Raw genomic sequence first — 18,899 nt, 5'->3', positions numbered from 1 at the left:
GAAATGTATAATGAGACAGTCCGAAATAAGCAGCGCCCGCTTTTCATTCTTGTGCAAAAAATGGTACTATTAGAATTGATTCAGTTCATATTAAAGGAGATGTTTTACATGGCTAAAAAAGGATACATACTTATGGAAAATGGAGAAAAGATAGAATTCGACCTTTTCCCGAATGAAGCGCCGAACACAGTGGCGAATTTCGAAAACCTGGCGAATACAGGCTTTTACAATGGCGTGGTCTTTCACCGTGTCATCCCTGGTTTCGTAAGCCAAGGCGGAGATCCAACAGGTACTGGTGCAGGCGGAAGCGGCACACAAATCAAATGTGAAACAGCTGGAAACCCTCACAAGCATGAGGCGGGCAGCTTTTCGATGGCACATGCCGGAAAAGACACTGGCTCAAGCCAATTCTTCATCGTGCATGAGCCACAGCCGCATCTTAACGGTGTTCACACAGTTTTCGGTAAAGTGACTTCCGGGCTTGAAACGGCAAAAGCCATGAAAAATGGCGACAAAATGGAAAAAGTCGAAGTGTTTGACGCTGAATGATGGCAGTGAAAAGAGGGAGCATAGTGCTCCCTCTTTTTTTTACATGAATCAGGATGATCTCGGCGTGACGCTTTCAGTGAAAGGATAGTGGACCTCAGTCATGGTTTCCGAAATGTCCCATAATCTTTTCGAGATTGCTTCATTATATAAGGCATCGATGATAGCGTCTTTCTTAGGATAGCCCTTCCTGTTTTTCTTTCCATCTGGTCCAATATATTCACCGCCCGTTAATGAAGGCTCCGTTGCGGCATACAGGGTGGGAAGTGCGCCCATGCTTGCCGGTTGGGTAATGGATTTTGAGAGGAAGTGAACGAATCGGTTCAACGGTTTGCCAGATCCCCGTGACATGAGGTTTGTATGGGAAAGCCCGGGATGACAGGCTACACTAATCGAGCTTGCACCATGCTGGGTGAATTTATTTTGCAGTTCGCGGGCGAAGAGAAGGTTGGCGAGCTTGCTTTGCCCGTAGTACCTCATTGGCTTATAGCCATTTTCGCCGTTTAGATTGTCAAAGTCGATCGTTCCATTGATGGCAGCCAAACTGCTCAATGTGACAACCCGTGAGTTAGGCGTAGACAGAATACACGGAAGAAGGAGTCCTGTCAAAGCGAAATGTCCGAGATGATTCGTACCGAATTGCAGCTCGAAGCCATCCTTGGTCTTACTGAAAGGCGGAATCATCACGCCTGCGTTATTGATCAGGACAGAAAGGGAGTCATAGTTTTCCTTATAGGAATCTGCAAAATGCCGAATGCTGCATAGATCGCTTAGATCCAGCGGCATGACCCGTATATTCGCGTTAGGGTAGACCGAGAAGATCCTATCGACCGCCCTTTCTCCCCTTGAAGCATTCCGGACGGCAAGGATGATTTCTGCCCCCTTGCCGGCCAGGGCAAAAGCCGTCTCGAAGCCAAGTCCGCTATTTGCACCTGTAATCACGATGGTTTTCTTCGATACATCCGCCATTTCTTCGCCATTCCACTTACCAGTCATCCAACCACACCTTTCCACACATTCTTTACTATCATATACCCAAATAATTCCTGTATGTCACATGGTGCGGGCGGATCCTCCGATTTTATTTTAATCTGTCCCCATCAACGGCCCATAACGTAATCCACTACATTTTTTATGATCAAGATGATGGTAACTGCGATAAACAAGACTCTTACGTAGGCTACGCCTTTCTTGAGGGCGAATTTGGAGCCTGCCAATGCGCCTGCAATCATCGAGATCCCCATCGGTATCCCGTAGGAAAAGTTGACGGCATCAAGAAAGATGAACATGATCAGTGCCGCCAGATTACTGCCGAAGTTTAAAAACTTCGCGTTCCCGGCTGAGTGCAAAAAATCAAAACCGATCATTAAAAAGGCAAATAAAATGAACGATCCCGTCCCCGCTCCTAAAAATCCATCATAAAACCCAATAACGAAAATGGTGACTGCAAATAATGCAGCCTTTTGCAGTGTGAGCTTAGCATAGGTCGATGTCTGTCCCCAATCCTTTTTCAAAAAGGTATAGATCGCGATGGCGATCAAAAGTATCAAAATCAGCGGTTTCAACACATCTGATGACACAAAATTAACCACCCAGGCACCTAAAAGCGAGCCTATGAAAATAAGGGGGAAGAGCTTGGAAACCAGTCGGAAATCAACCTTTCCTGAGCGGATGAAGGCAATCGTGCTCGTTAAAGAGCCCATGGAACTTGCCAACTTATTCGTTGCAATCGCAGCAGAAGGGGAAAGACCGGAAAATAATAATGCCGGAATGGAAATCAGTCCGCCGCCGCCAACTACAGAATCAATGAATGCTGCAAGAAAACCGAAGCACATGAGCAGCAAGAGTGTCGAAATTTGTATATCTTCCATTGCAGAAGCCTCCGTATCTAAGGATGAGTTTAGTCACTATTAAAATAGTAACTAATATCGCACCTTCTGTAAATAAGAAAATGAAGGCGAATGTTCCGTTCACTTTTTAAATTTTGGTATGATAGATATAACTTACTGCATCTAAGAAGGAGGTACTATGCAAGATATCATTGAAAAACTCCAGTCTCTCGGCTTCAGTCAATATGAAGCAAAGGCGTATGTTTCTTTAGTGCGCCAAGGGCCGACAAGTGCTTATCAAGTTAGCAAGGAATCGGGTATTCCAAGGGCGCGCATCTATGAAATCCTGAATAAACTCCAGGAGGAGGGGGTCGTAATCAAAGAGGAGATCAATGATTCGGTCCAATATTCTCCATTACCGGTCGATGTGTTCTTGGAATCCGTGCGATCGAGGTGGGACAATACGTACCAATCCATCAGCGATACGCTCAAGCAATTCGAGAAGATCGGGCCCGTTTCCGATAATCGGGTCATGACGCTAAAAGGAGAAGAACATATCCTATCCTTTTGCCGCACGTTGATTCAGAAGGCCGAGAAAAGGGTCATCGTTTCCTTATGGGACAAAATGTACGACAAATTCGAGCGAGAGCTCAAAGAAGCAGCTGAGCATTGTTCGCTGAAAGGCATTGCCTTTCAGGTCGAAACCCCATTGTCAGGGATAGACGTTCATCGCCAAACAAGTTATGTCGACAATATCGGCGCAAACAAATGGTTCATTCTATCCATCGATGGCAGCGAGACGATTTACGGTCCTGACTCTGAAGCGAGAGAAACTGCGTTTTATACGGATGACCCGATACATATTAATTTTCTTGAGAATTACATCTGGCATGATATCCTCGTAAACCGCTTGGTCAAAAAGGAGGCGGCGAATGCAGAGGAGTGGATCTCGAAGGAGAGACAGCGGTTTTTCTCGCTATAGGGAACAGTGCCTGAAGCAAATATAAAAAAAGCTGATACCCCCCAAGACGGAGGGCCTCAGCTTTTTTTAGTTTGTTTTCATAAAAGGGTTTTGGGAAATTTAACTGCGGCCAGCAGGTCTGATTTATCCCGATACGACCTATACGACACAATAACATGGTCGTGTGCGTGTACATCCAGCTGTAAAATTTGTGCGTTTTTCATTTCCAGGTAATATGTAACGTTTTCTTTTTGCAAATGGTAAAAAGTGAAGGGGATTCCTAACAGGTTTTTCTTGATTCGTTTGGTTTCGGGCTGAGTGATAATATGCTGGCTCAATTCCCCGATCGTAACAGAGGTTGAACCGGTTATCGAATATATTTTTTCCTTTGCATAATCGACTGCATGACTGAAGGTATCAGCTAAGCTCCTCAAGATTCGGTCCATGGGTGCATCTCCTTTGCGTGAGTGTATGTAAGTAGTATGGTGCGCCGCTCATGCTTTTTATGCAAAAAAAAGCAACAGTTTGATATAGAATGGCCGGTTTATGAACATGATGATGAGGAGTATGCAGACAATCCAAACATGTAGACAGGAGTTATTCAATGAATGGAAAAAAGTATATGGTTGCGCTTTTGATCGTGATCCTCTCGTTCATGGCCATCCTGTTCATTCAAAAAAATCAGTCTGAAACAGATGCCGTTACGGGAGATGAGCAAATAGAAAAAATGCTAAAAAGCATGACGCTTGAAGAAAAAGTCGGTCAGCTAATGATGGTCGGCTTCAAGGGAACGGAAAAGAGCAAGGAAATGACCGAGCTCATCCTAAACAACCATATAGGCGGCGTCATTTATTTCGATCGCAATATGAAATCACCAAAGCAAGTGGCGAAGTTATCGAATTCCCTTCAGCAGACGGCAGGGCAGGGCTCCCATTCACTTCCGCTCATGGTGGCGGTGGATCAGGAAGGAGGGGACATCATCCGGATGAAGGAAAGCGTATCGCCGCTCCCGGCGCAACAGGACCTTGGGCGGCATGCCACTTCTGAAGACATGTACAAGGTGGCAAAACTGAATGGGAATGAGTTGAGCACGATGGGAATCAATATTAATTTTGCCCCTGTTCTTGATTTATCGGACACTGACAAACGTTCAACGGGACAAGATCCAAAGAAGGCCTATCGTTATGGGAAAAAAGCGATCGAAGGCTTGAATGATGCATCTGTAACGGGCGCATTGAAACACTTTCCAGGGAACGGGCGCAGTGATATCGACCCCCATGTCGAAACATCCTCGGTCGAAGCGAACCAACTCGACCTCGAGAATTCGGATATATATCCGTTCAAGAGAATTATAAGTGAAATGGACGATCAAAGCTTTTTCGTGATGGTGACCCACATCAAATATCCCGCCTATGATAAAGATAAACCCGCAAGCCTCTCCAAGGTCATCATAGAAGACCTGCTGCGAAACAAGCTTAACTATGGGGGGCTTGTGATTACGGATGATTTGGAAATGGGGGCCGTGAGCAAGTATTATTCCTATGAAGATATGGGTGTGGAAGCAATCCTTGCCGGAGCCGATATCTTGCTTGTCTGCCATGAATATGCCCATGAGCTTGAGGTGTATGAAGGCTTACTTAAAGCTGTAAAGACAGGGAAGGTTCCAATGGAGAGGATTGATCAATCCGTGAAAAGGATCCTGACATATAAGCTCCACACGATGAACCGAACAAGGGTTGATCCAAGGCAAGCGGAAAAAGTGGTGAAAAGTCCTGAGAGCCTAAAGTATATCGAAAGCCTGAAATTGGCTGAATAAGGGAAAGTTCAACTGCTTTTGTTTAAATTTGCTGGCAAGGGGAATGCTATATAATAACTAACATGAAGGAGGAAACTCGAATGCCATCAAACAAAATGATTGGAACTGTCGTGATAGGAGCTGCCGCATTTTTAATGCGCAATAAGAAGACCCGTGAAAAAACCATGAGTCAAATCAAATCATTGGCTACACCAGAAACGATTGAAAAGGTCAAGAGCCAACTCCAGTCGATAACAAAATCAAAATCAAGTAATCCATCTGCCCATTAAGGGTAAAAAAAAACCCCGTCGAAAAAGTTCTTCGACGGGGCTTTTTTGATTGAATTGAACTCACCTTCATGGGTGGTCATTCCGCTTCATCTTCACCATCATTTTCTTTATTGAACCAAAGCGGATCTTCATTATCGACCTCACCATTATAATTGATGAGGATTTCTTCTCCTGCTTTTATATCGGTGTAAGCAAAGAAATCGAACGTGTGATTTTTAAAGTTTATGTCATACGTTGCATTGGGTGTATAAGAGTGATTAAACAGCATACCGTAGCCTAAAAGCATGGCGGTATGGTTGATGCCATACTCGAATGCATAATCAGCCAGCAAGGTTTTCTCTATGAAAACATGCTCCTCGTTTGGGTAAGCGATGACAGGTGCCTCATGCAAAAGCTCACCTTTTTTTATGTCCTGCGTTGCGAATACGCCTCTATTGAACTCACCATCACTGAGTGTGGAAGTTTTAACTTCAATCATGTTCGTCACCTACTTGTTCTATTCAATATAGTCGAGATTATCTTAGCTTGACAGTTAATAGGAAGAAAAGCAACTATTTTAAGGAATTAATCATATTCTATCTTATACCTTATTCATTCATTCAGCCGAAAAAGCGCTCCTAGCACAGACGGAAAAACACCCCCGCTCGTATACGGAGGTGTTTTAGCAAACGGGTGAAGCTATTAATTCACGCCGACTGCGGTAAAGGCATTCTTGACAGCGGTCGTTTCCGCGCTGGTTGCACCATATAAATCGGAAGCGGCTTGTACGACTGCAGCCCTTGCTTGAGAGAAAGTGGACGAAGAAGTTAGGTAAGTCGTGTTAGCCCGGTAGAAGATCGTCCCCAGTTTATCAATGCCGATTCCTGACACGGTCACTCCATGATGGGTGCCGCCTGCAGAAATCAAATAAGCCGCTTTGTTGATGATTCCGCTATTCGTATGAACACCGCCATTGTCAGCCGAACCCGTATAACGGTTCGAATAGTGGTCAGGATCGCCATTCAATGTCGGGTTGGCCATCGAACGGAGAGCATCGCCGGAAACGTTAGGCGTGTAAATGTCTTCGCCAATCAGGTAATCGGCTTTGGAGCTCTGTGTCTTGAATTCTACAACTGTACCAAAAATATCAGAAATGGCTTCATTCAATGCGCCTGATTCATTTTGATACGTCAAATTGGATTCACTGGAAGTCACGGCATGAGTAAGCTCATGAGCCACGACATCCAAGCCGCCGGACAATGGGATGAACGTCGTGCCGTCTCCATCCCCGTACACCATTTGCGTGCCGTCCCAGAAGGCATTATTGTATTTTGAACCATAATGGACCGTCGATTTCAGGCTTGTCCCGTATCCATCATAGGAGTTCCGGCCAAAAGTGGACTTGTAATAATCATAGGTTTTGCCCGCATAAAAATGAGCATCCACGGCCGCTTTATCAGTGGATGTCGTGAAAGCGTTAGTCGTATTGGACATAAGTGTGCCAGGCAGGCTCGATTTGTTATTGGCATTATAGGTGAAGATGCCTTGGCCGCGAGTATTGTCCTGTAAATAGTATTTACCGCTCGATAAGGTCGTGTTCAGTGGTGATACGGTATTATTTAAGACCCCTGTGCCCGTTCCGACTGAATTGGTTCCGGTCACTTCATCCAGGGTATTGTATTTATTCAGGATTTCACCTGTTTTGACTGAAATGAAATAATTATGATTGCCAGGTTCAGGACTCAAGAAATTTAAATTGACTTTGTAAACGTAATCGGCCTTATCGCCGCTTGCATATACAAACAGCTCCGATTCCGGGGCTTTATCGTAGGCAGGCGTGAACCCAAGATCCTTTTCAGCTATTTTAATGGCTTGTTTTTTGCTGATGCCTTTTTTAGCCTTTTTCTCCAATTTGGTATTCAAATTGGCTTCAACCGTACCGGATACGACTGACAATACACCTTTTGAATCGATCAATACAGCTTGGGTGGAATTCCAGACAGGAACGCCTTTATAGGTTTGCTGCAATCTTACGACGGTATTGCCAAGGTCATCCTTGCTTTCTTTCTGGATAAGGAAGGAGTCTTTCGCCTTTTGATTTTCTAGCTTGTAAGACTTTGTGTTTTTATCAAAAAAGGTAAGAATGATATCTTCTGCGGTTTGCTTCGATGGATCGGTAAGCTTACCAGACTTGAATTCTAGCGAATCTTTGTGCTTATTATATTTCTCGACACTCAACACATTTTTTGCCGCCAAAGCTTCTTGATGGGGAAAAGCAGAAAATAATAGACCAACGGATAAAGCAGTTCCTAAAAATACCTTACCTTTCATAACACTCAACTCCTTCATGAGAATACCTTATTTTTGCATCATTTGATTTTATTATCAAATGGTGAAAAAGGGCGAAAAAGATGACATTTAAAGGATAAAATTGGTGAAAAATGGTTATTTAGAGCGAAATTATTTCTAGATATTCCTCTAGTAATATTTGAGGAATCTCCAAACAAAGCTGGGAAAAGTAGATTCCCGTGCTTTTGATCTGCAAAAAGAAATGGCATGAAGTGCAAAGAATCATGGCGTTAGGTGCAAAAAAATTCATTCTTAAACCGAGCTTATTTTTATGCAAACGTTGAGGGACGGGTTTGCTGATTTTGGCATGGAAATTGCATATATATTCAGAAAAGGAATATTCGAGAGGTAAATTGGGTCTATTTGATGATTCATGAAATAGGAAAATTTATTAAATGGATATCCCCATATATGTAAGCGCTTATATAGAAAGGGATGAAAGCTTATGATACCAAAGCATGAAAATGACATCTTGCAACATCCTCCGCAGCAAGAAGAAGGACAGGAACTGAAGCGCGGATTGAAGTCCCGGCATTTGACGATGATTTCGATTGGAGGGGCGATCGGCACCGGGCTATTTCTTAGCAGCGGGGCAGCGATCCATACGGCAGGGCCGGGCGGTGCATTACTTGCTTATGCCTTGGTCGGGGCGATGGTTTACTTCGTGATGACCAGCCTGGGTGAACTGGCTGCCTTCATGCCGACAAGCGGCTCGTTCAGCACCTATGGCTCGAAATTCGTCGATCCGGCGTTTGGGTTTGCACTGGGGTGGACGTATTGGTTTAATTGGTCCATGACGATAGCGGCGGAGCTGGCAGCTTCGACGATGATCATGAAATTCTGGTTCCCGGATAGCCCATCCTTGTTGTGGAGCTCATCCTTCCTCGTGCTCATATTCCTGTTGAACTATTTGTCCGTTAAAGGATATGGCGAGGGGGAATATTGGTTTTCGTTCATAAAAGTGACGGCCATCGTCATTTTCATCATCGTTGGAATCTTGATGATTGTCGGTATTATGGGTGGCGAAGCGGTAGGTTTCAAGAATTTCACGATCGATGATGCGCCGTTCCCTGGTGGGTTCATGGGTGTCTTCATCGTCTTCATCGCAGCTGGATTTTCTTTTCAAGGCACCGAAATCGTCGGTGTTGCCGCAGGTGAAAGCGAGGACCCGGCCCGCAATATACCGAAGGCGATCAAAAGCGTTTTTTGGAGGATCCTTCTCTTTTACGTATTGGCAATCTTTGTGATCGGATTGATCATCCCGTATACAAACTCGAGTTTACAAGGGGACAATGTTATGGTGAGCCCATTCACGCTCATCTTCGAAAAGGCAGGGGTCGCCTTTGCCGCTTCGCTGATGAATGCAGTCATATTGACGGCTGTGTTGTCGGCAGGTAACTCCAGTCTATATGCCTCGACGCGGATGCTGTATTCAATGGCGAAAGATGGACAGGCACCACGCATCTTTTCCAAGCTGAATAAACGCGGAGTGCCGGTTGCGGGGATGGTTTTGACCTGTGCCATTGGCATGCTTGCCTTCTTAGCTTCCATATTCGGAGATGGTAAGGTGTACATCTGGTTAATGAATGCCATTGGAATCACCGGGTTCATCTTTTGGCTTGGCATCTCCATCAGCCATTACCGTTTTAGAAAGGCCTACATCTCTCAAGGACACTCATTGGCTCAATTGCCATATAAAGCCTTATGGTTTCCGATAGGCCCCATTTTTGCGATACTGATTGGCTTGATCGTCATTCTGTCGCAAAACATCCAAGCCTTTTTTTCAGATCACATCGATTGGGGCAGCGTGGTCGCTGCCTACTTGGGAATCCCGCTTTTCCTTGGCTTGTGGTTCGGTTACAAACTGGTAAGGAAAACGAAATTCGTCAAGCTTGATGAAGTGGAGTTTGATTTTGACAAAAAATACGATTGAACAGCCATAATGTGAAACATGCCGGACAATAAAAAAAATTGTCCGGTTTTTTATGTATGGTTTTGGGATTTTATTCAAATATAGGCAGCTGTGATATATGATGAACATATACTTTAAAGAAGATAGAAAGAGCAATGTGAGCCAATCGAAGTATCCATTCGGAAGAAAAGGATGTGCACGGCTGATGACCTTATTGACCCATTTAAAAGTTTTGGATTTTTCAACATTGCTGCCAGGTCCTTTTGCCACATTGATGCTGGCGGATTTGGGAGCGGACGTGCTGAAGGTCAAAAGACCGGCAGCGAGCGATCTGTGGGGAGTCGATCCATACCTGAACAGATCAAAGAAGTCGATCGCCCTTGATTTAAAACGGCCCGAGTCCGTCGAATCCGTAAAGAACCTGGTGAGAGAATACGATATCGTCGTCGAACAATTCCGGCCAGGTGTCATGGAGCGTTTAGGACTTGGGTATGAGGCATTGAAACGGATCAACCCGAAGGTGATTTATTGTTCAATCACGGGATATGGGCAGACCGGTCCTTATAAAGATCGCGCGGGCCATGATATCAATTATCTTTCGATTGCCGGGTTGGCAAGCTATTCGGGTACAAAAAAGCAGGGCCCCGCAAAAAACGCAACCCAGATAGCCGACCTGGCGGGAGGCTCACTGCATGCTGTCATCGGGATATTAGCAGCGGTCACCTACAGGGACAGGACCGGGCTTGGTCAAGCCCTTGACATTAGCATGACAGATTGCAGTTTTGCATTGAATGCGATATCCGCACCGCTTCATTTCCAACACGGGCTTGAACTAGAACCGGAGGGATTGATGTTGAATGGCGGGTCTTTTTATGACTTTTATGAAACGAGAGATGGCCGGTATTTTTCAATAGGAAGCTTGGAGGCACCATTTAGAAAATCCTTATGCGAAGCGATCGGCAAACCCGAGCTGCATGAAATGAGCATCGCCGATGATGAAGCGAGCGGCGTTGCCTTTAAAAAAGCGATCCAACAAGCCTTCCGGACAAAGGATTTCCAGCAATGGCAGGAGATATTCGCTGACCGCGATGCCTGCGCAGAACCAGTTCTGACCTTTGCCGAGGCGGCCGATCATCCTCAGTTGAAGCAGCGCGGGATGATCGTGGAGGTACCTGATGGACAGGGAAATCGGCAAAAGCAAATTGCCTGCCCGATCAAATCATCCGTTTTCTCACCTGAATATAAGCATGCAGGCCGTGAGCAGGGACAAAACAATGATGTACTCCTTCCGGCCCCCAATCAAAAATCTCGTTAAAGCACGAATAGGAAGCCATCATTCCCCCGGATTTCCTGGAGCTTGATGGTCTTTTTTTTTGATGTTTTCTACATACTGTGAAAAATTACTAGTTAATGTGCAATCAGGTAAGGGTATCAAATTCCTGTAAAAGGATTCTAGGGGGGATGTATTATTTTTGGTCTGTATGACATCGTGAAATTTCTATTTTCCTTTTTCTTGATCATGCCCATCGTTACGCTGATTCATTTGAGCGGGCATATCTTCTTCGTTACGATCTTTGGAGGAGTGGAAAAGAAAATCGTGATAGGCTGCGGCAATAAGCTGTTCTCCTTTTGGAATATGGAAGTACGGAAATATTATTTTTGGAATGGGGCATGTGAGTTCAAGGGATTGAAGCATGATAATCGATTGACGAATATGCTCATTTATTTAGGTGGTTCGATTTTTAATTTAGTCACGATGCTTACTGTATATAGTTTGGTGTACCAGGATATTTTGGAAAGCTCGGTAATATGGTACCAATTCATCTATTTCTCCTTCTATATAATGTTTTTCTCTTTATTTCCGATGTATTTTTCTGACGGTTCGCCCAGTGACGGGAAGGCTGCCGAATTGGCTTTACGGAATAAACTGGAGGACAAGGTGACGGATGATATATTCATGAAGAAAATCGAAAATGAAGATAACTGCAAGTAAAAGGGGACGTGCTGTTGCTCGTTCTTTTTTGCTGTGCTTAATTATTTCTTGTATTTCAAAAAGAAACATCTATAATAATAAAAGTACTTTAATTAAAGTACTAAAAATATAGTATAGGATGATTGCTTTGAAATTCATAGAGTTTTTAAAGACAAAGGGAGCCATTGGAGCCATCTTCATGGGCATCTTTTATCAAATTGCGATGCTTGGCTCATTTATGCCTGGCTATTCGGCACTGCCTGCCAATATCGACCGATTGCCAGTCGCGATCGTTAATGATGATGCAGGCAAGATTGGCGCGACGATCGCAGCCCAATTGGGGGATAAGCTTCCTTTTGAAGAGATGGAACAGGATTTATCGAATGAACAGGCATTAAAACGTTTGGATAAAAATGACGTGAAATTGGTTGTTCATATTCCGAAATCTTTCTCCCGGGACGTCGAGAGTGGTAAAGGGACATCAAGCATCGATTTTACAATCAATGAAGCAGGACCCACGATCGTCACGTCTACAATGGATTCCATTGTAAAAGAAATAGAGTCGACGTTAAACGAACAGTTTTCAGCTCAATATGCGAAAGGGGTATTGATGAATCTTAATGTGCCTGAAGCACAAGCGGAAGAAACGGCTTTGGCGATGCAGCATCAATTTAGTGCAAATACGGTGAAAATCAACGAAATCCCAGCAGGAATGCATAATGGGATGGCGCCGATGTTTTTAACAATGGCAGCTTATGTAGGAGCAATGATCGGCGCCATGCAATTAGGTGCAGCGTTCAATGAAAGCAAAGGGAAAGCGAGCAAATGGAAGCTATTCGGCTACATGCAGCTTGCAGCGCTTCTGATCGCTGCCGCAGCACCGGCAGTGGGCCTTGGAATCACATATCTTGTACAGGGACATGGTCTTGAAACGTTTTTCATTTTATGGGGACATCATGCACTCGGGTATTATGCATGCTGGCAATTCACATCGATTTTCATTCTGTTGGTTGGCGAAGGCGGCATGATTTTGAATATGCCGATCCTGCTTATGCAGACCATCGCCAACGGTGCTGCCATCACAAGGGAAATGATGTATGCGCCATATCAATGGCTAAGCTACATTTCTCCCATGTATTATTCCATACAAGCAGACTTCGCGATCATGTATGGCGGCGGCAATGCCATTCGTGCACATGTAATGATGCTGATGGTGGGGGCCGTTGCGTTGTTCATCAATATCCTGATCGTGGCAGTCCGCCATAAGGAAAAGGAAGCGACGGATCGGCTTGAAGCTGAAATGAAGGCCATAGTTTGATAAAATGGAGACATGTGATGATTGAAGGGGAGTTTTAACCGTGTCGATCCAAATTTATATCCTGGGTATCCTGGCAGAAGAAAAAAGCTATCCATATATGTTGAAAAAGCGATTATCAGAACCGATCCCTATTGATAAATTTACCGGCATTACCGAAAGCAAATTGTATTATCATTTCGACAAGCTGGCTGCCAATGGATTTATCGAGCCGGTCGAAACGATTAAGGAAGAAAATCGACCGGATAAGCATGTCTATCAAATTACGGAAAAGGGCAGGACGGAATTAATCGAGCGGGTTTATCAAACGTTTGAAAAAGCCTCTCATATCACGGATATGTATATTGCACTCACGAATATCAAGCACGTGGAGAGCGAAAAAGTGATCGAGATCCTGGAACGAAAAATGGAAGAGCATCGATTGGCCTGGGAAACGTATTCAAGCTTTGACCAGCCAATCGATGTCGATCCAGATCGGTATATGGGATATACATTCATGAAGGAGCATTCTTACAGCCGAGCGGAGCATACAGCCGAATGGCTCCAGGAGCTCGTTTCACGCTTGAAAGAAAATGCAAAAGGCCATTCCCCTAATTAGGGGATGGCCTTTTGGGATGAATCATTCCCACACTTCTTTTGCTACCTCGACGATGAATTTCAGCTTTTGCCATTGCTGTTCTTCGGTAAGCTTGTTGCCGTGGTGGGTGGAAGCGAAGCCGCATTGCGGACTTAAGCATAATTGATCGAGCGGAACGAACTGAGCGGCTTCTTTTATGCGCGCCTTGATCGCGTCCTTGTCTTCGATTTCTCCGGTTTTGGACGTGACGACCCCAAGTACGACCTTCGCTCCGCCATTTGGGATATATTCCAATGGTTTGAAATCGCCAGAGCGGTCATCGTCATATTCGAGGAAGAATCCATCCACTTTTTCTTTTGCCAATAACGTCGGGGCAATGCGGGAATAGCTGCCTTCGAATGCCCAAGTCGACTGGTAGTTTCCGCGGCATAGATGGGTCGAGATGATCAAATCATCCGGTTTGCCTTCCAATGAGCCATTGATGACGCGCAGGGCCAAATCGATTAATTGCTCACGCGTATATTTTCCATCTTTGAACTGGAAATCAGGAGCTGAAAGTCTGGCAATGTATACATCATCCAGTTGAAGGTAACGCACACCTGCGTCATAAAAGGCTTTTAAAGCATCCTGGTAGGTTTTGATGATATCATTTGCATAATCCTCGATATCAGGGTAGACGTCTTCATTATGAACCCCGGCAGCAAACAATTGATTGGGACTGGGAATCGTTTGTTTGGCGACGGCCCGTCCGTCAACGATTTTGTTCAACTCAATAAAGTCGTTAAGGAAGGGATGCTCAGGGTTGAATGAAACCTTCCCGATATTGCGAACGTTATATCTCTCCGTTTCGACGCCATCGAACGTCAGTCCTTTTTCAGTTACGTATCCTTCAATTCCATTCAAATGCTCAAGGAAGTCAAAGTGCCACCATGTGCGTCTGAATTCCCCGTCGGTCACGACCTCCAAGCCGACTTCGATTTGCTTATCGACGATCCGTTTAATTTCTTCGGTTTCAACCTCACGTAGTCTCTCAGCCGAAAGGCTGCCTTCCTTAAATTGCTTCCTGGCCAGATGGATGCGATCCGGTCTTAATAAACTTCCGACATGATCCGCCCTGAATGGTGCTTTTGTTAAGGTGATTGACATGCTGCATTCCTTCTTTCCCTTTATAAAATGAAAAACCTCTTCTTAAAGATAAGAAGAGGTTTTGGCAACAAGGTTATGTACTCTTCTTATCTTCAAGTTTTACACTTCTGGAATTAGCACAGTACATCGAAAGTCTGTTGCTGAGGCATCAAAGGGCCAGTCCCTCCACCTCTCTGGATAAGAGTTGTCTATTAAATTAATTACGACTATACAGAAAGTTGTTCCGAAGGTCAAGGGCTGAAGCTGAAAAATTTAGAATATACCGATTATTGAGAGGGTCCGGCGATGAACAAGAAATCCGAACGGGCATATGCTATAACCGATGTTCCTTAGTTCGGCAGCAGTGATATCTGGGAGGGAAACAGGATGGAGCGTTTCGATTTAACGGCTATTTTCGGGAAGGGGATACCCATCACCCTATCGGCAGCCATGCTGGAGAGAATGCTAAAAAGTCAATTACAGGAAGACAATATTAAAGTGGAGATTACATCCAAGCATATCGCTCTTTGGGGAACGACTGAAGTGAAAAAAATGATGTTCAAGAAACAAGTATCATTCCGGATGGCCTTAAAGCCGGCCGCCGTGGAAAAAAGAACGATAACCTTTGAATTGCTGGAATTGAAGCCGATCGATAAAAACTTCATCAATCAAAAGCTTTTTAACAGACCGCCCATATTTGAATACGAAAATAGGAGGATAAAAATGAATATGAATGCCTGGAACATCGTCAGGAATATCCCTGTAGGACAGATCAAATCATGTGAGCTGGCCGATGGCGGGTTGAAAATGAACCTTTCCCTATGACAGGTACATACAATTCAAGCCAGGCCATGAACAAAATGTGTTTGATAAATCAAGTTCTATAAAATATACTGAATTACTAAAAGTTTTTCCGGAAGATAAGGGGGAAAATGAGTGGATCAGAAGATATTGCCTGCCTCGGCAAGCATGAAGGATTTCGAGAGATTCCTGAAAAGTCCTTATGAAATAGGTGTTTTTCTTGATCTTCATATTTCGCAGCTGAAAAATGTCAGCAGGATGGCAAAGCAGCATAATAAGAAAATGATTTACCATGTCGATTTGATCCATGGCATAAGAAGTGATGAATACGCGACTGAATTCATTTGCCAGGAGTATCATCCCTATGGGCTGATTTCCACCAAGACCAGCGTCATCATGAAGGCGAAGCAAAAGGGTGTCATTGCCATCCAGCGGATTTTTTTAATAGACTCACACGCGCTGGAGAAAAGCTATAAGCTGGTGCAGAAAACCAAGCCGGATTATATTGAGGTATTGCCGGGGGCGATGCCTTGGATGATTAAAGAAGTGAAGGAGCGCTTGCAGACTCCGGTTTTTGCAGGAGGCCTTATCCGGACCTCGGAGGAAGTCATGAATGCCCTTGATGCAGGCGCCTCGGCGATCACCACTTCCAAAACCGAGCTCTGGGATATTGTGTAAACATGAAATTGAAAAAATGCAAAATAATGGATTGGTTTTTCACAAAAGGTTTGACAGCGTTTTCATAACCTAGTATATTTTAAATTAAGTTAATATATGTGACGGAGACTAGGAGATTCACAACAGAGCCAATCATATTTTTATGATGATGGTTCTGCTGTGTATCTCCTTTTTTTTGTTACCAGAGATTTATATTTCATTAGGGGAGAGGTTTTATACATGACACCATTTTGGGGAGAATTGGTAGGCACCATGATTTTGATTTTATTCGGTGCAGGTATCGGGGCAGGTTCAACGTTGAAGGGCTCCTATGCTAAAGATGCGGGGTGGATCGTTATTACGATTGCCTGGGGACTTGCGGTCACGATGGGCATTTTTGCAGTGGGAACGATAAGCAGTGCGCATTTGAACCCAGCGGTCACGATCGGCTTTGCCATCATTGGGAAATTCCCTTGGAATGAGGTTCCCGTTTATATCGCTGCTCAAATGATTGGAGCGATCCTGGGGGCGGCCCTAGTATTCTTGCATTATTTACCGCATTGGAAGGCTACTGAGGATCCGGGCGCGAAGCTTGGTGTGTTTGCCACGGCGCCTGCCATCCCTCACACGTTTTCAAACCTATTGAGTGAAATGATCGGGACATTCATCCTGATCCTTGGCTTATTATTCATAGGGGCCAATAACTTCACGGAAGGCCTGAATCCGTTTGCCGTCGGCCTATTGATCGTCGTGATCGGGATGTCCCTTGGGGGAACGACAGGCTATGCGATAAATCCGGCCCGAGATTTGGGACCGCGCATCGCGCACTTTTTGCTGCCGATACCGGGTAAAGGAAACTCGAATTGGGGCTATTCTTGGATTCCGGTCGTTGGACCGATCGTTGGAGGCTCGCTTGGTGCCGTTTGTTATAAAGCCTTCTTTTTGGGGGATATAACAGTAGGATTTTGGTCTGTTTTGGGAGTAAGCGTGATACTATTGGCACTAGCATATGTTTTTGGAAAAAAGCAAGCGCATGAAATGGAAAGCAGGAATATTGCTAGTTAATTAAAAGGAGGGCATTCACTATGGAAACCTATATTTTATCTTTAGATCAAGGAACGACAAGCTCCCGGGCCATTTTATTTAACCAAAAGGGCGAAATCGTCCATTCATCGCAAAAGGAATTCACTCAGCATTTTCCGAAACCAGGCTGGGTCGAGCATAATGCCAATGAGATTTGGGGATCGATCCTGGCAGTGATTGCCGGTGTGCTATCGGAATCGGGTGTCAAGCCAGAGCAAGTTGCCGGCATCGGAATCACCAATCAGCGTGAAACGGCAGTCGTCTGGGATAAGGAGACAGGGGTGCCTGTTTATAATGCGATCGTCTGGCAGTCAAGGCAAACAAGCGAAATCTGCGATGAATTGAAGGAAAAAGGACTGAATGATCTATTCCGGGATAAGACCGGATTGCTGATCGATGCCTATTTTTCCGGTACAAAAGTGAAGTGGATCCTCGATAATGTCGAAGGTGCACGGCAAAGGGCGGAAGAAGGCGAGCTATTGTTCGGGACCATCGATACTTGGCTGATCTGGAAGCTTTCAGGGGGCAAGGCTCACGTCACGGACTATTCCAATGCTTCCCGGACATTGATGTACAATATCCACGAACTGAAATGGGATGAAGAATTGCTGGAGATCTTGACCGTTCCAAAATCGATGCTGCCGGAAGTCAGGCCTTCATCCGAAGAATATGCACGTACAGTCGAGTATCATTTCTTCGGTCAATCGATTCCGATTGCAGGTGCGGCCGGTGACCAGCAGGCAGCCATGTTTGGCCAAGCCTGCTTCAGCGAAGGAATGGCCAAAAACACCTATGGTACAGGCTGCTTCATGCTCATGAATACAGGAACGAAGGCCGTCAGCTCCGAACATGGCTTATTGACGACCCTTGCCTGGGGATTGAACGGGAAGGTCGAATATGCCCTTGAAGGCAGCATATTCGTAGCCGGATCAGCCATCCAATGGTTGCGTGACGGACTGAGGATGCTGAATGATGCCAAGGACAGCGAGGCCTATGCGAAACGAGTCGAAAGTACGGATGGCGTATATGTAGTGCCGGCATTCGTCGGGCTCGGAACACCATATTGGGACAGCGAGGTGCGGGGAGCGGTCTTCGGTTTGACACGCGGCACCTCCAAAGAACATTTCATCCGTGCCACGCTCGAATCATTGGCCTATCAAACAAAAGATGTCCTGGACGCCATGGAAGCCGATTCAGGCATACAGCTCCAGACATTGCGCGTGGACGGCGGGGCAGTCAAAAATGACTTCTTAATGCAATTCCAAAGCGATTTACTGCAAGTGCCTGTCGAAAGACCGGAGATAAACGAAACGACGGCACTGGGAGCCGCCTATCTAGCAGGACTTGCTGTTGGCTACTGGAAGGACCAAGAAGAAATCTCCCGGCAATGGGCGGTGGACAAAACCTTCGAACCAGCCATGAAAGAGCAAGTAAGCGAAGAACTGTATGCCGGCTGGAAAAAAGCCGTCCATGCCGCCATGGCCTTTAAATAAAAAAAGAGGTAATTCCTTCTAAAACCCAATCAAGTATGGTATACTGAAATCAAGTTAATAACTCGGCCGGAGAACAGGAGAGACCATGAATGCGTTATCGTGAGGACGATAATGTGCATTTATGGTCTCTTTTTTTGTTCCCCAAGCCAGATTATGGAAAGTAATATCTATACCATCCGAACGAAGGGCCTACTCAAAATAAAGGATCAAAACTC

19 protein-coding genes and 1 riboswitch are annotated in these 18,899 nt (G+C 45.0%); of the genes, 13 read left to right on the top strand and 6 right to left on the bottom strand.

The features are described from left to right. The first annotated feature begins 108 nt into the window (after nucleotides 1-108). Nucleotides 109-549, top strand: a complete 441-nt coding sequence (locus tag QNI08_RS14625) for a peptidylprolyl isomerase (RefSeq protein ID WP_285768154.1) — start codon at nucleotides 109-111, stop codon at nucleotides 547-549. Between the two features lie 48 nt (nucleotides 550-597). Here the strand turns inward: QNI08_RS14625 and QNI08_RS14620 are convergent, their stop codons facing one another. Both QNI08_RS14620 and QNI08_RS14615 read right to left on the bottom strand, forming a co-directional pair. Continuing rightward, nucleotides 598-1,542, bottom strand: coding sequence for an oxidoreductase (locus QNI08_RS14620; RefSeq protein WP_285768153.1), 945 nt, complete (start codon nucleotides 1,540-1,542; stop codon nucleotides 598-600). Between the two features lie 104 nt (nucleotides 1,543-1,646). Beyond that, entirely contained in the window at nucleotides 1,647-2,417 is a 771-nt protein-coding gene (locus QNI08_RS14615; protein ID WP_285768152.1) for a TSUP family transporter, read from the bottom strand. 157 nt (nucleotides 2,418-2,574) lie between these two features. Between QNI08_RS14615 and QNI08_RS14610 the strand changes: the two genes are divergently transcribed. Further along, nucleotides 2,575-3,357: a TrmB family transcriptional regulator gene (locus tag QNI08_RS14610; RefSeq protein ID WP_285768151.1), complete on the top strand. Its 783-nt coding sequence runs from the start codon at nucleotides 2,575-2,577 to the stop codon at nucleotides 3,355-3,357. A 77-nt stretch (nucleotides 3,358-3,434) separates the two neighbouring features. On the opposite strand, the gene QNI08_RS14605 is transcribed toward QNI08_RS14610, so the two are convergent. Then, complete coding sequence (locus QNI08_RS14605; protein WP_285768150.1) at nucleotides 3,435-3,782, bottom strand: hypothetical protein; 348 nt, start codon at nucleotides 3,780-3,782, stop codon at nucleotides 3,435-3,437. Between the two features lie 158 nt (nucleotides 3,783-3,940). On the opposite strand from QNI08_RS14605, the gene QNI08_RS14600 reads away from it, so the two are divergent. Continuing rightward, the gene (locus QNI08_RS14600; protein ID WP_285768149.1) at nucleotides 3,941-5,152 is read left to right on the top strand and encodes a glycoside hydrolase family 3 N-terminal domain-containing protein; all 1,212 of its coding nucleotides are present in this window, start codon (nucleotides 3,941-3,943) and stop codon (nucleotides 5,150-5,152) included. Between the two features lie 80 nt (nucleotides 5,153-5,232). Next, a complete protein-coding gene (locus QNI08_RS14595; protein WP_285768148.1) occupies nucleotides 5,233-5,421 on the top strand; it encodes a hypothetical protein in 189 nt (62 codons plus the stop codon). A gap of 76 nt (nucleotides 5,422-5,497) precedes the next feature. Here QNI08_RS14595 and QNI08_RS14590 read toward each other — a convergent pair whose 3' ends face one another. After that, nucleotides 5,498-5,899 (bottom strand): SET domain-containing protein, encoded by a 402-nt coding sequence (locus QNI08_RS14590; RefSeq protein ID WP_061143936.1) that lies wholly within the window; start codon nucleotides 5,897-5,899, stop codon nucleotides 5,498-5,500. Nucleotides 5,900-6,102: 203 nt separating this feature from the next. Further along, complete coding sequence (locus tag QNI08_RS14585; protein ID WP_285768147.1) at nucleotides 6,103-7,731, bottom strand: M4 family metallopeptidase; 1,629 nt, start codon at nucleotides 7,729-7,731, stop codon at nucleotides 6,103-6,105. Between the two features lie 463 nt (nucleotides 7,732-8,194). Here QNI08_RS14585 and QNI08_RS14580 point away from each other — a divergent pair, with 463 nt between their 5' ends. From QNI08_RS14580 to QNI08_RS14560, 5 genes are all read left to right on the top strand, one after another. Next, entirely contained in the window at nucleotides 8,195-9,682 is a 1,488-nt protein-coding gene (locus QNI08_RS14580; RefSeq protein ID WP_285768146.1) for an amino acid permease, read from the top strand. A 97-nt stretch (nucleotides 9,683-9,779) separates the two neighbouring features. Further along, the gene (locus QNI08_RS14575; protein WP_285768145.1) at nucleotides 9,780-10,976 is read left to right on the top strand and encodes a CaiB/BaiF CoA transferase family protein; all 1,197 of its coding nucleotides are present in this window, start codon (nucleotides 9,780-9,782) and stop codon (nucleotides 10,974-10,976) included. A gap of 174 nt (nucleotides 10,977-11,150) precedes the next feature. Beyond that, complete coding sequence (locus QNI08_RS14570) at nucleotides 11,151-11,654, top strand: hypothetical protein (RefSeq protein WP_285768144.1); 504 nt, start codon at nucleotides 11,151-11,153, stop codon at nucleotides 11,652-11,654. Between the two features lie 127 nt (nucleotides 11,655-11,781). Continuing rightward, nucleotides 11,782-12,951 (top strand): YhgE/Pip domain-containing protein, encoded by a 1,170-nt coding sequence (locus tag QNI08_RS14565; RefSeq protein WP_285768143.1) that lies wholly within the window; start codon nucleotides 11,782-11,784, stop codon nucleotides 12,949-12,951. A gap of 40 nt (nucleotides 12,952-12,991) precedes the next feature. Continuing rightward, the gene (locus QNI08_RS14560) at nucleotides 12,992-13,546 is read left to right on the top strand and encodes a PadR family transcriptional regulator (protein WP_285768142.1); all 555 of its coding nucleotides are present in this window, start codon (nucleotides 12,992-12,994) and stop codon (nucleotides 13,544-13,546) included. Between the two features lie 21 nt (nucleotides 13,547-13,567). Here QNI08_RS14560 and QNI08_RS14555 read toward each other — a convergent pair whose 3' ends face one another. Further along, nucleotides 13,568-14,671: a 5-methyltetrahydropteroyltriglutamate--homocysteine S-methyltransferase gene (locus tag QNI08_RS14555; RefSeq protein ID WP_285768141.1), complete on the bottom strand. Its 1,104-nt coding sequence runs from the start codon at nucleotides 14,669-14,671 to the stop codon at nucleotides 13,568-13,570. Nucleotides 14,672-14,754: 83 nt separating this feature from the next. Continuing rightward, nucleotides 14,755-14,855, bottom strand: a riboswitch (SAM riboswitch). A 182-nt stretch (nucleotides 14,856-15,037) separates the two neighbouring features. Between QNI08_RS14555 and QNI08_RS14550 the strand changes: the two genes are divergently transcribed. From QNI08_RS14550 to glpK, 4 genes are all read left to right on the top strand, one after another. Next, nucleotides 15,038-15,475, top strand: a complete 438-nt coding sequence (locus tag QNI08_RS14550; protein ID WP_285768140.1) for a hypothetical protein — start codon at nucleotides 15,038-15,040, stop codon at nucleotides 15,473-15,475. 111 nt (nucleotides 15,476-15,586) lie between these two features. Further along, on the top strand, nucleotides 15,587-16,129 hold the full coding sequence (locus QNI08_RS14545; protein ID WP_285768139.1) for a glycerol-3-phosphate responsive antiterminator: 543 nt from the start codon (nucleotides 15,587-15,589) through the stop codon (nucleotides 16,127-16,129). Between the two features lie 219 nt (nucleotides 16,130-16,348). Continuing rightward, nucleotides 16,349-17,173 carry an MIP/aquaporin family protein gene (locus tag QNI08_RS14540; protein WP_285768138.1) on the top strand — a complete coding sequence of 275 codons (825 nt, stop codon included), beginning with the start codon at nucleotides 16,349-16,351 and terminating at the stop codon, nucleotides 17,171-17,173. Between the two features lie 20 nt (nucleotides 17,174-17,193). Continuing rightward, nucleotides 17,194-18,684, top strand: coding sequence for a glycerol kinase GlpK (gene glpK / locus QNI08_RS14535; RefSeq protein WP_285768137.1), 1,491 nt, complete (start codon nucleotides 17,194-17,196; stop codon nucleotides 18,682-18,684). Nucleotides 18,685-18,899 lie beyond the last annotated feature (215 nt).

The sequence above is a fragment of the Peribacillus folii genome, from assembly GCF_030271255.1.
Classification (GTDB): domain Bacteria; phylum Bacillota; class Bacilli; order Bacillales; family DSM-1321; genus Peribacillus.
This window is presented reverse-complemented; position numbering and strand designations above follow the sequence as displayed.

Excerpts from the sequence above, each read along its gene's own strand:
- QNI08_RS14625 (WP_285768154.1), top strand. The coding sequence starts at position 109 with ATGGCTAAAAAAGGATACATACTTATGGAAAATGGAGAAAAGATAGAA.
- QNI08_RS14620 (WP_285768153.1), bottom strand. The coding sequence starts at position 1,542 with ATGACTGGTAAGTGGAATGGCGAAGAAATGGCGGATGTATCGAAGAAA.
- QNI08_RS14615 (WP_285768152.1), bottom strand. The coding sequence starts at position 2,417 with ATGGAAGATATACAAATTTCGACACTCTTGCTGCTCATGTGCTTCGGT.
- QNI08_RS14610 (WP_285768151.1), top strand. The coding sequence starts at position 2,575 with ATGCAAGATATCATTGAAAAACTCCAGTCTCTCGGCTTCAGTCAATAT.
- QNI08_RS14605 (WP_285768150.1), bottom strand. The coding sequence starts at position 3,782 with ATGGACCGAATCTTGAGGAGCTTAGCTGATACCTTCAGTCATGCAGTC.
- QNI08_RS14600 (WP_285768149.1), top strand. The coding sequence starts at position 3,941 with ATGAATGGAAAAAAGTATATGGTTGCGCTTTTGATCGTGATCCTCTCG.
- QNI08_RS14595 (WP_285768148.1), top strand. The coding sequence starts at position 5,233 with ATGCCATCAAACAAAATGATTGGAACTGTCGTGATAGGAGCTGCCGCA.
- QNI08_RS14590 (WP_061143936.1), bottom strand. The coding sequence starts at position 5,899 with ATGATTGAAGTTAAAACTTCCACACTCAGTGATGGTGAGTTCAATAGA.
- QNI08_RS14585 (WP_285768147.1), bottom strand. The coding sequence starts at position 7,731 with ATGAAAGGTAAGGTATTTTTAGGAACTGCTTTATCCGTTGGTCTATTA.
- QNI08_RS14580 (WP_285768146.1), top strand. The coding sequence starts at position 8,195 with ATGATACCAAAGCATGAAAATGACATCTTGCAACATCCTCCGCAGCAA.
- QNI08_RS14575 (WP_285768145.1), top strand. The coding sequence starts at position 9,780 with ATGATGAACATATACTTTAAAGAAGATAGAAAGAGCAATGTGAGCCAA.
- QNI08_RS14555 (WP_285768141.1), bottom strand. The coding sequence starts at position 14,671 with ATGTCAATCACCTTAACAAAAGCACCATTCAGGGCGGATCATGTCGGA.
- QNI08_RS14550 (WP_285768140.1), top strand. The coding sequence starts at position 15,038 with ATGGAGCGTTTCGATTTAACGGCTATTTTCGGGAAGGGGATACCCATC.
- QNI08_RS14540 (WP_285768138.1), top strand. The coding sequence starts at position 16,349 with ATGACACCATTTTGGGGAGAATTGGTAGGCACCATGATTTTGATTTTA.
- glpK (WP_285768137.1), top strand. The coding sequence starts at position 17,194 with ATGGAAACCTATATTTTATCTTTAGATCAAGGAACGACAAGCTCCCGG.